Origin of the sequence: Ruminococcus sp. RTP21198st1_G1_RTP21198_201120 (genome assembly GCF_040924265.1) — a bacterium.
Lineage (GTDB): Bacteria > Bacillota > Clostridia > Oscillospirales > Ruminococcaceae > Hominimerdicola > Hominimerdicola aceti.
In genome coordinates, this window is sequence record NZ_JBCOMH010000003.1 from 1 (window position 1) to 14,390 (window position 14,390).

15 protein-coding genes and 1 pseudogene are annotated in these 14,390 nt (G+C 41.6%); 3 read left to right on the plus strand and 13 right to left on the minus strand.

From position 1 onward, the window contains the following. Positions 1-252: 252 nt before the first annotated feature. Entirely contained in the window at positions 253-678 is a 426-nt protein-coding gene (locus tag AB5627_RS02435; RefSeq protein WP_117925295.1) for a hypothetical protein, read from the minus strand. Positions 679-916: 238 nt separating this feature from the next. Here AB5627_RS02435 and AB5627_RS02440 point away from each other — a divergent pair, with 238 nt between their 5' ends. Both AB5627_RS02440 and AB5627_RS02445 read left to right on the plus strand, forming a co-directional pair. Beyond that, complete coding sequence (locus tag AB5627_RS02440; RefSeq protein WP_265291000.1) at positions 917-1,630, plus strand: LytTR family DNA-binding domain-containing protein; 714 nt, start codon at positions 917-919, stop codon at positions 1,628-1,630. Positions 1,631-2,166: 536 nt separating this feature from the next. After that, positions 2,167-2,928, plus strand: a complete 762-nt coding sequence (locus AB5627_RS02445; RefSeq protein WP_256320470.1) for a sensor histidine kinase — start codon at positions 2,167-2,169, stop codon at positions 2,926-2,928. A 78-nt stretch (positions 2,929-3,006) separates the two neighbouring features. Here AB5627_RS02445 and AB5627_RS02450 read toward each other — a convergent pair whose 3' ends face one another. Continuing rightward, the gene (locus AB5627_RS02450) at positions 3,007-3,954 is read right to left on the minus strand and encodes a DUF3991 and toprim domain-containing protein (RefSeq protein WP_265291001.1); all 948 of its coding nucleotides are present in this window, start codon (positions 3,952-3,954) and stop codon (positions 3,007-3,009) included. Between the two features lie 94 nt (positions 3,955-4,048). Here AB5627_RS02450 and AB5627_RS02455 point away from each other — a divergent pair, with 94 nt between their 5' ends. After that, positions 4,049-4,399, plus strand: a complete 351-nt coding sequence (locus tag AB5627_RS02455) for a hypothetical protein (RefSeq protein ID WP_046438598.1) — start codon at positions 4,049-4,051, stop codon at positions 4,397-4,399. Positions 4,400-4,463: 64 nt separating this feature from the next. On the opposite strand, the gene AB5627_RS02460 is transcribed toward AB5627_RS02455, so the two are convergent. The 11 genes and pseudogenes from AB5627_RS02460 to AB5627_RS02510 all read right to left on the minus strand — a co-directional run bounded on the left by AB5627_RS02460 (position 4,464) and on the right by AB5627_RS02510 (position 14,368). Beyond that, positions 4,464-5,162, minus strand: coding sequence for a hypothetical protein (locus AB5627_RS02460; RefSeq protein WP_265291002.1), 699 nt, complete (start codon positions 5,160-5,162; stop codon positions 4,464-4,466). A 13-nt stretch (positions 5,163-5,175) separates the two neighbouring features. Continuing rightward, positions 5,176-5,502 (minus strand): DUF3852 domain-containing protein, encoded by a 327-nt coding sequence (locus tag AB5627_RS02465; protein WP_117878576.1) that lies wholly within the window; start codon positions 5,500-5,502, stop codon positions 5,176-5,178. Further along, on the minus strand, positions 5,502-6,293 hold the full coding sequence (locus AB5627_RS02470; RefSeq protein WP_265291003.1) for a class B sortase: 792 nt from the start codon (positions 6,291-6,293) through the stop codon (positions 5,502-5,504). The genes AB5627_RS02465 and AB5627_RS02470 overlap by 1 nt, the downstream gene beginning before the upstream one ends. Before the next feature lie 3 nt (positions 6,294-6,296). After that, positions 6,297-10,685: a SpaA isopeptide-forming pilin-related protein gene (locus AB5627_RS02475; protein ID WP_302837843.1), complete on the minus strand. Its 4,389-nt coding sequence runs from the start codon at positions 10,683-10,685 to the stop codon at positions 6,297-6,299. A gap of 21 nt (positions 10,686-10,706) precedes the next feature. Next, a complete protein-coding gene (locus tag AB5627_RS02480) occupies positions 10,707-11,114 on the minus strand; it encodes a DUF3846 domain-containing protein (RefSeq protein WP_265291006.1) in 408 nt (135 codons plus the stop codon). Continuing rightward, positions 11,111-11,377 (minus strand): hypothetical protein, encoded by a 267-nt coding sequence (locus tag AB5627_RS02485; RefSeq protein ID WP_117940694.1) that lies wholly within the window; start codon positions 11,375-11,377, stop codon positions 11,111-11,113. Before AB5627_RS02485 ends, AB5627_RS02480 begins: the two co-directional genes overlap by 4 nt. A gap of 9 nt (positions 11,378-11,386) precedes the next feature. Continuing rightward, positions 11,387-12,193: a DNA adenine methylase gene (locus AB5627_RS02490; RefSeq protein WP_265291014.1), complete on the minus strand. Its 807-nt coding sequence runs from the start codon at positions 12,191-12,193 to the stop codon at positions 11,387-11,389. Between the two features lie 125 nt (positions 12,194-12,318). After that, positions 12,319-12,516, minus strand: a complete 198-nt coding sequence (locus AB5627_RS02495) for a hypothetical protein (RefSeq protein ID WP_022288247.1) — start codon at positions 12,514-12,516, stop codon at positions 12,319-12,321. A gap of 97 nt (positions 12,517-12,613) precedes the next feature. Continuing rightward, positions 12,614-12,850: pseudogene (locus AB5627_RS02500) on the minus strand (hypothetical protein); the annotation flags it as partial. A 5-nt stretch (positions 12,851-12,855) separates the two neighbouring features. After that, complete coding sequence (locus AB5627_RS02505; protein ID WP_368369652.1) at positions 12,856-13,626, minus strand: phage antirepressor KilAC domain-containing protein; 771 nt, start codon at positions 13,624-13,626, stop codon at positions 12,856-12,858. Continuing rightward, positions 13,619-14,368: a DNA cytosine methyltransferase gene (locus AB5627_RS02510; protein ID WP_368369653.1), complete on the minus strand. Its 750-nt coding sequence runs from the start codon at positions 14,366-14,368 to the stop codon at positions 13,619-13,621. Before AB5627_RS02510 ends, AB5627_RS02505 begins: the two co-directional genes overlap by 8 nt. Between the last annotated feature and the right edge of the window lie 22 nt (positions 14,369-14,390).

Consider the following 14,390-nt stretch of genomic DNA (forward strand, 5'->3'; position numbering starts at 1 on the left):
ATGACAGCTGCCACACTCGCTGTCATAGCTAAAGCCAGTACTCCGGATAGCGTTCGCTTGAGCCGTGACTTTGTTTTCTGTTTGATCATAACTTTTACCTCCATAATTTAAAATCCTTGTTAGTTTACTAACGCCATAAAAATACCACAAAATCATGCTGTTCTCAACAAATTTCTTGTAAACACCCCCTTTTTCCTTGTAAAGGAACAAAAACGAGATCAGATTACTAAAATCCAACCTCGTTTTCGCATTTCATAAAATGTTCTCATTGATACCAATATACACATCATAAATTTTGTTTTTAATATCCTGAACAATGAAGTACGGAGGGGTAGCGGGCAAAAAAGACTGGTCTTGAATATACTTCTTAAGCTCCTCCACTTTGTTTTGAATACTGTCGAAAGAACCGTAATGTCTTGTCCTTATAGCATTTACAAGTTTGAACTCCGGTTTATAGCGGTAATGCTTGCTGCTTGAAAATTGTTTATCTACAGGAATCAGAAACTCAAGAAAAGGGGATTTTTGAGTAATAACAATTTTCCCGTCACGGGATAGATCTAAAACGTCAAGACTATAATCGATTCTTTGGGCAAAGTCCTCTATTTCTCCGTAATCAAGCTGCATTTCAAAACATAAAACATTTTTATAATGTAGATACTGGTGTTCAACTATCGGCATAACCGCACCGCCTTACTTGAAGAATTTATAAAATGCAAGCCAAAAATTATAGAACATATTATTTGCCTCCTTTACAAATCGATGCCATTAAGATAACACCGATTTCTAAAACAGGCTACAAAATTCTTGTAAACACCCCTTTTTTTCTTGTAAAGCTCAAAATAGCTTGAAATTAATGTCAAAATATTGTATAATAAGAACAACAAAAAATATCAGAAAATAATAGGGAGAGGTTATTATGCATATAGCAGTTTGCGATGATGAGTCTTTTTTTCGAAAAACGTTGTTTGAAGAATTATACATATATGCAGATAAGCATGGTCTTAATTTTATTATATACGAATATTCCGACGGCATGGAACTCTTAGCTGCCGATATGTCCTTTGACTTGATTTTTATGGATCATCAAATGACAGATAAAAACGGACTCGATACCGTTTCGGTATTGAGGAAACGCAATGTTGATACTACCGTAATATTTGTGAGCAGCTATAAGGACGTTGTTTTTGACAGTATGAAAGTTAATGCTTTTCGCTTTCTCGTTAAACCGTTTGAAAAAGAGGATTTGTACGAAGCTTTGGATTCTGTTATAAAAAATCTAGCAAAAACTGCTTATATAGTAGTTAAGGATACTGTTAATCAAAAGAATATAACGATACCCGAAAACGAAATAATATATGCACAAGCCGACAATATCTATGCGGAAGTTGTCACAGCTCAAGGAATTTTTCTTTATTCAAACAAAATTTCTTTGTTGGAGAAAGAATTGAATGAGGCGTATTTTTATCGCTCAAATCGCTCGTATATCGTCAATTTCAATTACATAATCGGCTACAGTAAAAAGGAAATTGAATTTTCTAACGGTCAAAAAGCGCTTATTTCAAGCTCTAAATTCAAGGACTTTAAAAGCAAATATCTGAATTATCTTAAAAGAAAAAGTATAGGAGAATAGAAATGAATTTAGTACACACATTTGAATTTACAGTAATATCTATACTATATTTATTTACGATTATCCAAACCATGAGTCTTATTTATGGAACCAAAGAGTACAGGAGAAAATATGTGACTGTATTTCTTATGTATTTGATTTCCGGAATTATTTGCTCCTGGTATAGAAATCATGACAAACCTGTTATTTTCCTAACGGCAACAATATGTTATTATGCATTTCTACTAATTTGCATTTTGTCAATATTCAAATCAAAAAAATTATGGTCTGTATATATTTCGGTTATTGTACTGATTTTAGATTCTATTTTCCAATCAATTGGATGCATACTGATTGATTTATTTGTACAAGATTTTGACAGAGCAACGGTTTTAAATTTTTCATCTATGATTTTTAATATTGTTGTATTAATCCTACTCAGATTTCTTCAAAAAAATCATCAAAATCAAATCAGGAACAGCATAAGATTACTGCCAAAACGATTATATATATTGATATTAATTGTCCTGGTTTTTATCGGAGAGCTTTGTGGAAACATGGCTGTTGAATCTAGCGAGTTGTTCTTTGATAATAAAATAAACAGTTTCTTGACAGTGCTGACCATTATGGCTTTTTTGACAATTATTATTTCATTTGTATTCAGCAGTATTTCACGGCAATACTACGAAAGCATATTAGGAATAATGGAAAAACAGATGGTAGGTCAAGTTGAGCATTACCAAAAGATCAATAAGCTTACAGACGATTTGAGAGAATTTCGTCATGATTATAAAAATCATATGATATGTTTGCAGGCAACGCTTGAGAAAAGACAGCTTGATGAAGCACTTGACTATGTAAAAAGTATAACCAAGCAGGAGATAATTGATGCAAATAAGTTTTCAAGCGGAAATCAGATCGCTGATTCGATACTTTCGGAGAAAAGCGAATCAGCCGCAAATATCGGCACTCAGATTCAATTCAGCGGTTTTATTTCCGATGAGATTCCTGCAGTCGATCTATGTACAATGCTTTCCAACGCTTTGGATAATGCTATCGAGGCTTGTGAAAAACTCAGCTTAACCGATTCGGCTGTTATAACGGTGAAATGTGCTGTTGTACAGAATGTTCAGGTGATTAAATTATCAAATCCAAATCCAGACAACAAAAATTCCACAGAAACCTCTAAGCTCGACAAAGATAATCACGGCTTTGGGTTATACAACATTCGCAGGACTGTCGAAAAGCTTGGCGGAGAGATGAGAATACCAAAGCAGTTCCCGGAGTTTGTTCTGGAATTGGAGTTTCCAATCAAATGATAAAAGCTGTTGTATGGTTATGGTGACATACAACAGCTTTGTAATAGCTCCTATTCGGTTCATTTTTATTTTTCTTCGTTAATGGTATAACGCAAGTGCATACTCGGCGAGATATTTGTATTGTTTGTTTTTGAAGGCGGCATAGATCTGAGACGTCAGCTTATCCGGACGGCATTTGACGTTTGAATATCCGTTCTCATTTAGAATATCCCTTAGACGGTCAACGGCCTCGATCCCTCCTTCGTCATTATCAACGCAGAGAATTACTTCCGATAAGTTAGAATGATTCTTTAATGCCGCAAGCACAGCATTTTCATACACTCCGTTCATTGCAATGCAGCTGTGCTTTTGCCAGTCTTTCGGATAAAGCGTAAGAAAACTCATCATATCTATGGGAGCCTCAAACACATAGAGCCTTTTGCTTTCACCGAAATGTGCAAAGCTGTATCTTGTGTCAGAACCTTGACAAGTGATCCTGAAACTATTGCCGTAAGAATTTGTTGAACGCTTGCTTGCCTGCCTTGGAACGCCGTTTTCGTCAACGCCTACGAACACCGCATTGTGATGTTCCTTGTCCTCATAAAGCGTGTGCTGTTTTGCAAAATGGCTGATAATATCGGGAGAAATGAACCTCTGCTTTATCAGGTAGGCATAAACCCTATGCATATTTGTGTTTGCCTCGGGAAGTCTGAACTCTTTCTTTTCTTCCTTTGCCGATACTTTCGGCGGACTGTGGGACAGCGGAGTTACCGTCTGTCCTAACAGCTCTTGTACCGCCGTCTGAAAGTCCATGTCATAGAATTCCTGCATGAACTTTATCGCTCCGCCGCCGATTTGATTTTTGTGGTCGAACCATTTTGACCCACGGATAGTTATACTGTCGTGCTTGCCTGAGCTGTCGTAATATATGAGCTTATGCTCTATGCCGACACGCTCAAGCTTTTCACCACGCACACGCAGGTATTCTGCCAGATCTATGCTGTTGGCAAGGATTTTTTGTTCGTCTGTAAATGGGATATATGACACTTTATCACCTGCTTTCTGTTTACTAGGGTTGATTTTTCGAGGTTGGTGTGGTATAATGGATAATAACATAAATCGAAATTTGTAGGAGATAGCCATGAAAAGTAAAATTATCTATTGTCTGAATTTTCTCTGGACGAGTTTTATTGCATTTTCATTTCCAATATGTTTCGGCTGGATTTTTCTTGATATAACTGGACATTCAAAAGGCTATAGCTATGATTTAGGCTCGGAGAAAGATGTTTCTATTATGCTTGGCTGTATTGAGCTACTGATTTGGCTTGCTTTATCATTTCCCTCAAATATCTATGTATTTCGGAAAACATTGAGTAAAGGCAAGGCATATCTGCTTATCCCTATCGTATTGTATATAACACTTGCTGTAATTTGCGTAATGATTACACATGGTGGGTGGACATCATACGCAAAAGAAGTATTTAATATATAAATTCTGATTTATACTCCCCAAAACCAAAGGGCTGAGCCAACCTCAGCCCTTTTTTCATTTTAAATCAGTACTTCACATTCTCCGCAAACTTAGCCATCAGCTGTGAAAAACTCTGCCTTTCCATCATATCTGAACTGAGAAATGCACCCGACACAACGGTCAGCTTGTTTTCACTCAGCACAGCATAGGTTTCTGTGTATCCGAACTGAGTCGCCATACCGTCGGATTTCTGAACAGAGCCGTACTGCTGATACTTGCCCTTTGAAACAACACTGCTTGTCATTCGGTAACTCGAAACAAAGTCATCTTCGGTGATACCGCTCATCTGAGCAGCAGTCTGCCTGAAGTAATGATCTCCGAAATTTTCAAGGATATATTCCATATCATAAGGAAGACTGCTTTTACTCAGATCAATACACATCACCTCAATAGAACCGCCGCCGTTTGTACCTTTTAGCGTTATCTTCTGCACACCATTTGAATCATCGATTTCATTATCAAAAGAACAGCCTTTCATTGCTTCTGTTACCAATGCGCTTGTATCTGCAAAGCTGATATTTGAATCGAAAAACTCCGCAATAAAGGTATCATATTTTACCTGTTCTTCATCGACGGTACTTTCAGCCTCCGAAGAGGCAGCCGCACTTACTGTCGGAGCGGCTGTTGTGACCGTTGTCTGCTCGGCTTTGAACGGCGGCGAGATATTTCCGCAGCCTGTAAGGATCACCGCAGACAGTACGGCGAGTATAAGAATATTCTTCATTTGTCATACCTCCTTACACAATAGACCAGATATACAACGGAGCGGTAAGGGTGAATATGAGGCAGGCGAAGATTATCGCAACAGGAGTCCATTCTATCTGTCCGTGCTTGCGGTAGTCCATATACATCGCACCTATCTTCACAAACAGCAATACCGCAAGGATAACATCAAGGCACGGAAAAACAACATTGTTCACCACCGACACTATTTGCGATCTGGCTGTGTTCCAAGTGCTTGTGACCGCCCCCGCAACATCACCCGAAGCATAGGCAGTTAGCGACATCACAGCCGCAAAGCACACCGAACTTGCTGCTGCGATCAATTTCTTTTTAGATCTCATTACACATCATCCTTTCTGCTTTCGATAATTTTTCCTACCAGAATTGTACGGCTGTTACCCTCTGCAGAAGTACAAGTTGACAGCGTTATCAGGTTATCTTCTTCGGAAATGCCGATCTCCTTGTAAATACTTGCACAGTTTCTGAGCTGATTATCCCATTCATTAAAATTCGGAGCAGCAAGATAAAGTCCGCTTGTATCGGAAGTTCTTGCAACCGCAAAGAAATCTATAAGCCTGACATCGTTCTCAGTGGTCAGCCAGCCGTAGCTGTGATTCATGAAATATTCCTCGTTTTCGTAATTCGGAATATCCGCAAACATCGTTCCGTTTCCCATATTGTGACCGTAGATCACGCTATTAAAGTCAGAAAAATCGCTTGAACAGCGATAGTCCATAAACAGTGATCCTGCATACAAATATGAACCGTCCGCCGCCCTGCGTGTGTAATAATCGTTATCTCCCGACTGCATGATCGGATAATCGATATTTGTATCGGGAACATACAGCCAACCCACAGAATCGTCATGCTCGTTGGAAAGCTGACGTACCTGTTCGGTCAGTTCTTCTTTGGTATCCTCGGGAACTCTGTCAGACGACGGTTTTTCTGAATCGTTATTTACCGCTTCGTCAAGCGTTTCTCTCGCTATCGGGGTAGGAGCATAGATCAGAATATCCCGCCAATTGATTTTCTGAGCAACATCGTTTTTTACAAGAAGATAAATTCCTCCTCCGAGGAGGGCGGCTGCGGTCACAGCCGCAATAGTGCGAATAGCTTTGGTTTTCTTAGTCATAGATCAATCCTCATCAATTTCAATAAATTCGGGGCAAAGAGCTGAATGATCTTCAGGCTCCTTGTCATCATTTTTCTTTCTGCTAATGATCAGCACAAGAAAGATTACGAGCGAAGCGCCCATAAGTGCAAAAGCTGCAAAATCACTATGGTTATCGCCAGTATACGGAGTATCCGTTTTAGGCGTCAGCTCATCGTACATAACGACTTCGGTCACAGAACCGTCCTCGTTGACAGTAAAACTGATCTCGTTTGCGATCTCATAACCGTCGGGAGCGATAGTTTCACGAAGCGTGTACTCCTTGCCTGCGATCAGCTTGCCTTCGATGAAGTGAGCCTCGTCCGTGGATACCCATTCCTCAACAACATTTCCGTTCTCGTCAATAATTTGCAGAGTAGCACCCGGCAATTCTTCGCCTGTTGTAATGTCCCGCTTTGAAATACGAACCTTAGTGGTATCGTCCACCATAGCGATAAGCGGATTGCCATTATCTGAAACGGCCGTAAAATCAACGTTTTCTACCATAACATTGCCGTAAACATCAACAGTAAATTTAATGTCCGTTGCAATCACATAACCGTCGGGAGCGGCAATTTCTTTAAGCATATATTCACCTGCACCAAGCTTTGAAACAATGTGGTTTGTGCCGTCGGAAGTCCACTTATCAACTATCTCACCGTCAGCATTTTCAAGCACCATTTCAGCACCCACAAGTTCGTTTCCGTACACATCACGTTTGGAGATCTCAACAGTAATAGGTTTGTTTTCCGCAGTTATCTCAATAACTTCTCCGTCCTCTGCAATGCTGACAGCATATTCCTTGTCACTAAGAATATACCCCCTTGGACTTTCTATCTCACGAACGATATACTGTCCGAAAGGAACATCTGTAAACTCAAAACAGCCATTCTCATCTGAGGCGGCAGTCATTATTGCAGTATCTCTGCTGAACTTCACACAGTCGGTAGTAAACAGACCGAACACAGCATTTTCAAGAGGTTCGCTCTTGTCATCTACCTTGTGACCCTCTATCCTGCCACGCTTGAGAAGATTTACGAATTGTCCGCAGTCAATATCCACAGTCCGGATGTCCTGTCCCATATATTCGAAGTTTACAAGATATTTTTCTCCGTTAAGAACATAGTGTTCATCAGTAGAAATTTCTTTGACATAATACCTTCCGAAAGGTATCTGTACATCAAATTTTGCAGTCATATTCTCAGCAAGTGAAACCTCTGAAAGCAGTCCGTCCGCAGGAATAACAGAACCGTCAGCGGCAGTAATATCTTCTGCGGCGAATAGCCCGAAACGAATGCTTGTATAGCAGTCCTTGCCGTAGATCCCGAACAGTTCATCACTTTCCATAACCTTAGAAAGCGATATCCTCACGCTCTGATACTCATTTTCAAAAGCTGTATTCACTGTATCTCTCACCTCAAATTCCTGTCCTGCATATGTTAGTTCAACATCTTTAGGCTCATTGTTCAGCACATATCCATAGGGAGCTTTTATCTCTCTGACCTCATACTTGCCAAGATAAAGCGGTTCGGTTTCAGCATAGCCGTTCTCGTCTGTCGTGATCTCCGAAACAACATCTCCTGCATAAGCTCTGATCGTACCGTCGAGCGTAACAATATCTTCTTTTGCTGTTATCTGAAATACCGCGCCGCTGAGATCTCCGTTCGCAAACACGGGAGTGTAAGTTGTTGGATTCACGATCATTTCACCGTTTTCATTTGTGTATGCGGAGGAAGCCGTTGCCACGCTTGTGAAAATATCTCCCGTTTTATGAACGCTGATCTTACCTTTCTGGGCGGTGTTTTGCTTTTCAACTTTGACGATAGTAAGCGAGTTTTCTTCCTCTGCATTTTCTGAGGAAACCGAAAATGATACTGGAGTTTTATCAAGCACATATCCGTAAGGCGCCTGCACTTCAACAAGTGAATACTCCCCGTATGGGAGCACTTCGGGAGTGATAAGATAACCCTCGGAATTTGTGTAGAACACATCAATGGCAGTAGGAGATGGATAACTATACATCATAGTCATCTTTTCTCCGTCTGCATTGTATATCTCAAATCCGGCACCCTCGTAAGGAATTGTTTTTCCCGTTTCGGAATCGACCTTTACCACCTTAACATAGCTTTCAAACTCTGCATTGTTGATAAGATAGCGGTAGGTCTGTCCGTTTTCGCTGATGTTGACATCAAAATCAGCAATAAACTCAGTACCTTCCCAGCCCTTGGTCTGATGAACCGTGTAAATTCCGTATGGCATATCCTTGGTCTGTGCAAATCCGTTTTCATCGCAAGTCAGATGATCACGTTCTGTTTCAACAGCATTTGCATAAGAACCCGAAGATTTCAGATACACTTCAAATTCAGCTCCCACTTCCGGAGTTTCTATCTGAGTAGAGCCGTCATCGGAATGCTTGATCATTGCGATATTTCCCTTGATAACGTCCTCAGTCACTGTCATAGAAAGTGGGTTATGCTCAATGAAATAATTCTCAGCTTCTGCACCTACTGAGTAAACTGTTTTGTCAATGAGATAGCCCTCGCTTGGTGAAATTTCCTGAACAGTGTAGTTTCCGCAGACATACTCTTTGGTCTTAAAATATCCGTTTTCATCGGTCGTATAGGTATCTACGAGCTCGCCGTCCTTGTACAGTCCGTAAACTGCTCCCGCAAGCGTTCCGTTGCCCTGTGCTGATGCTGTTTTGGAATCCTGCTTTGTCAACTCTACAGTAAATTTCTTGAGGATATTTTTGAATGTCTTAGTTGTGGTTGCGTCTGCCGTAAGGGTTGCAGTTTGCTCTGCAGGAACTACATATCTTATTGGAACATTTTTCTCGGAAATGGTGTACACGATCTTCTCATTATTGCTGTTGTAAACAGGAATATCGGAAAGGATTGCAATACCGTCCGAACCTGTTTTTATTGTGTAGGTCTTACCGTTGCCCGTAATAGTGAACTCTCTGTCGCCGTTCTGATTGTCCTCGGACTGCTTATTTATCTTTATTGAACCCGTTTTAAGCTGATTGTTGAACTTCACATTCACAGTCAGATCAACATCTCCGCTTGTCAGCGTAACATTCTGAGCCTTAGGAACTTCGTATCTTGTATCTACATTGATCTCGGATACGGTGTAGGTGATCGATTTGCCCGTAGATGTGTTGTATACCTTTAATCCGCTAAATTCGGCAACGCCGTTTGCATTGGTTTTCTTGGTGTAACTGCTGCCGTCGTTTCCTGTGACCTTGAACTCTCTGCCGCTTACGATCCCGTCATCGGCGGTCTTATTGACCTTAATTTTGCCTCTCGTAAAATCTTCGGTCACAAATATATTTTCGTCAGCCTTTAATGCGAACACTTCTTCAGAGATACTGTAACCTGTCGGTGCGGAGATCTCCTTAACGTAATACTGCTTTTCAGGTAACTGAATGGAACCTGTTCCGTCCTTGCCGATAGTGATCTCGCCGACCTTGTTTTTACAAGCCTTATCGGTATATACTCCGTATTTTGCAACCGTTCCGTCCACCTTGCTTGTGCCTGAAATCTTAACCGTTCTGTCTGAAGCAAGAACCTTAGTTATTTCAAATTTCACATCATTTTTTGTTATCCTGAACGCCGACATATTCATAGCGGTAGCAGTCTTACCGTCAGTCTTGTTGTTGATAACAACGCCCTCAGAACCGCTTGATTCGATTCTCCAGTGTGTACCTCCTGTGCCTGTGCCGTCCCCGACTGTTCTGGAATTGATAAGACTTTCCGAAACGCCGATAGACTTAAGGTAGCTTATTACATCGTTTCTTGAATCAAATTCGCCCATATATATCCAAGCGTGATCCTCACCAACCGGATTCTGAGCGACCACCACAGAACCTGCTGTAATAACCGAACCGTCAGCACACTCCCAATACGGGCGGTCCGTTGTCTTGATGTTTTTCTTTTCGACTTCGACCTTTGAAGTCTTTCCGTCGTAAGTTATGGTGCAGTTATCATTGACTGTAAGCCAATGATCTGTATCAACAGGCACAGGGTTGTTCCAACTGAACCCCGATGTTTTGTATCCAAGCTGCGTAAGAGTATAGTACACAAGACCCGAACAGTCAATGCCGAGATTATTTATTGTTTCGACCGACAGCGGAGTGTACTGACCCTGATCATACGCATACCAATACCCCTTGTTACCAAAGGTATACGGCGTACCCAGCAAGGTCGCCGCCTTTGCGATCACCGTATCCGCTGACGGGAATGCCAGGTTTTCCATAGGTGTGCTTGCGGCACTTGCTGTGATTGCTCCGCTCATAGATGAACCGAACATAGAAAAAGCACAGAGTCCTGCCATGAACCCTGCGCTGAGTTTCTTTAATATTCTATTTTTTATCATTTATCATTCTCCTTTTGCTTTTTACAATGTCTGCTCAAATTCTGTTTCTTCCGGTTGGATCACTTCCGGCTTTGTTTCTCTCACAGCAACCAGCCCGATACCGGGCAGATCTACTATGATATGATCAAACTGCTGCTTGTACTTTTCTATCTGTTCATCGGTAAGTGAACAGGAATCCCATTCGCCGTATTCGTTCAGACAGTTGCCCGAAATATAGAAAGTGCCGTGAACAAGTGTATTTCCAACTATCCTGTTAGGCTTTGAACCGTTCAGCAGAAACTCATCATTGCACCAGCAAATAGCATCCTGCTTTGGTTCAAAATATATTGACTCGATGCTGCCGCCCACAACTTCCTGCATGGCATGGATATCATCTTCAATATCCTTTACATATGGTTCTTTCAGAGGTTCAAACACAAGTATCCTCATTCTTTTGCCTCACTTTCACAATACTCTTTCAGCGGACAATCGCCGCAGTCATCAAACATCGCACAGGTACGCTGTATCTCTTCTTCGGATATCCCACAGTCAAAATTCTGCTTTTTCTGCTCGTTCTGCCATACGATGAGTGAAACACCGCTGCTGTCACGTTCGACCTCTACCGTTACAGCATTTCCGTGTCTGTCATAAAGCCCTGAAAATTCTGTTTTGCCTTTTGCCGTTAAAACCTGTGCCAATATTATCTTCTTCATAAAAACCTCCTAATCAAAAAGCGAAAGCTGCCTAATAGCTTTCGCACGTTCGCTTGTGTCATAATTTGATATGAGCAGTTCGCCGTACTGACAGCCTGCGTCATAACGCTGTGCTAAGTTGTTAAGTCTGCTTATCTCCTCGATGTGGGTATTAGGCTTGTCCCATATCTCCCTTATCTCAGGACAGTCATTATACGAAACCAAAAATCTGCCTTTGATATCAAGCAGAGCGTCACGCAGTCTGATATGATCTTTTGCAGTAAACCCTACGTCCTTGTAGTAATTCTCTGTAGCAAAATACGGCGGATCGCAGTAGAAAAAGCTCACAGGGCGGTCATACTGCCGTATCAGCTTTTCAAAATCTTTATTCTCAACTACTACCTTCTGCAACCGCCTTGCGGCAAGGTCGATCATAGGGAAGTCCGACCACATCGAATGCGGCTGACTTCCAAAGCTGTCAAGACCGCTTGCATAGCTGTAACGTATAAGCTGATAAAACTTAGCCGCTCTGTCAACGTCATAAAGCCTTGGCAGTATTCCACGCTTATGCAGGCTTGAAGTCAGGTCAAAATCCTCTCTTGAATCGAGCACATATCTCAGCTTGTATTTGAGTCTGTTCGGTTTATCTCTGACGCATCTGTACAGGTTCGTAAGGTTTGAATTGAAGTCATTATACACCTCAAAATCTGCACCTGGCGGCTTGTGAAACAACACCCAGCCTGCACCGCCGAACACCTCTATATACCTTTCATAGTAAGGCGGAAATCTTGCAAGAACCTCGTCACGAAGATTTTTCTTTCCCCCTACCCATGACATAAAACTGTTCATGTTTTTCCTTTCTGCCGTTAGAACCAACAGCAGAAAAGTCGCTTTGCAAGCACCAGATTTTTGATCTGCTGTTGGCAAAACGACCTTAATAAATATTAGATTTTACGCTGTTTTCAGCCCTTGATTATCGGGTCAACATAGCTGAATATTATGCGTTTCTGTTCAAGGTAGCCGTCGGCTTTGTTTACCTCATTACACAGCTCCTTGTATTGCTTTTCCGAAAGCACAGGCTTTGTTGCTCTCAGCATTGCAGGAATATTACCCATACAGAACTTGAAGTCTACTTTGGCTTTAACTCTGTTTGTGTGCATCTTTGACCTCCTTATCAAGACGTGCGATCTCTTTTTCAGCAGACTTAAAAGCCACGGCAAGAGAACCTATCATCATTCCAATGAACAAATACGTCATTTACATCATCTCCATTTCCATATCCTCATCTTCTGTCTGTTCATCATCGATAGAAGTGATCTCAACATACTCGCCGATAACATTCAAGGCCTCATAGTAACTGCCCGAAGATGTTATTCTGCTGCACATTTCCTTTGCCTCATCATACATTCCGTTCCTTTTCAGCGTTTTTGAGGCTATGCCAATAAGATTAAATATATTTCCGTCCTGACCTATCAGCGGACATTTTGGCTTTTTGGACATCACGAAATCTCCTTTCCGTAATATTTTCTCAGCAGACCTATGATAAAAAGCTGACCTTTTCCCGTCACAAACGTCTGCCGATAAGTCTTTTTCAGACCATTGACCTCGAATACCGACTCCTTGACCGCAAAATATCCTCTGTCGATATATCTCTGATATGGCAGATTGTTTGACATCAGTACACCCGTTCTTTTGAGCCAGCGAAACAGCCTTGTTCTGCCGATATTGAAATTTTTATCAGCAGCAAGCTTTGCCATTGCGTTCATGTCGATTAGGTCATCTGTTCCTGCCACCTGATTTGCAAACTCCACCAGCGGTTTATCATGACGGATACGTTCATTCAGCTTTTCGATAGCCGTCATCTGAAGTCTGAACAGGTCACGGTACGGCTCGTCGAGAAACGGGAGGTAGTTTTCAATAAACATTTCTTCGTTTGAAACATAGACGCCTGTTCTTCGGATAGTCGGTAGGACATCATCAAATATCCAGCTTTCAAATTTCTCAGCATAGGGAAGTCTGGAGTGAGATATAAGTCTGTAAAGATTACATTCAGAAATAAACTTAGCACCTTGCTTTCTGCCCATTGAATCTATGAGGTGGTGAATCACCACCCCATCTTTTTTGCAATGAGTTTTTATCGCATTGTTCGTATCGCTATACCCCAATGCGAGAGCCACGTCTTTTCCACAAAACATCACCCTTCCGTTTTCCTCGATAGTTCTCACCGAGCCAAACTCCTCATTCACAAATGTTTTTACCATATTATCCATTTGCATTCTCCTTTTCGATATCTAAAATATACTTTGCCAGAGCCTCGATAACATTAGTTGTCACCGCATTTCCTGCCTGTTTGTAAAGCTGTGCATCGGACATTCCTGTGGCTTTCACCCTTTCAAACTGCTCATCGGTAAAGCCCTGCAGTCTCCAGCACTCCAAAGGCATAAGCTTTCGGATATATCCGCAGTAAACAACGCCGTGCCTGTCCGTTACAGTTATTGTAAACATAGGCTCGTTGGGAAGTTTAAATCTTCGGCCTTGCTGTCTTGTTTCTGCTTTTGCAGGGTCAAGCACAGCTATCGGGTCTGTTATGAGGAACACTCCGGATTTTTCGCCTTTGTGATGACCGATACCGCTGTCCTGCCTTGCGGTGATACATCTTGCAAGCTCTGTGACCTTCGGCTCTGGATTCATATCTATCCCCAATGCGTAATATCCCTGATTACAGCTTGTTGTAAGGGTATGAGCTATCTCCTTGCCAACTCTCCCACGCCTTGAATTCATATTTGGATATGCAAGGTCAATACTGTCGCCGGGCAGAGCTATCTGATAGCCTGACTTAGTTTTTGATTTTATCGGCAGGCCGATTATCTCATAAAGGCCTGTTTTTCCGCCGAATCCGCCAGCCTGACTTGTAAGGGTTATGCTCAGTCCGTCGGCTGAATATACTCTGTTGCCCTCTCTGCCTGAAATTCTTTTGACAAGAGTTTTTGGATTTGCGTCTGTGAAAGACAATACTTTTCCGGAACACTTTTCT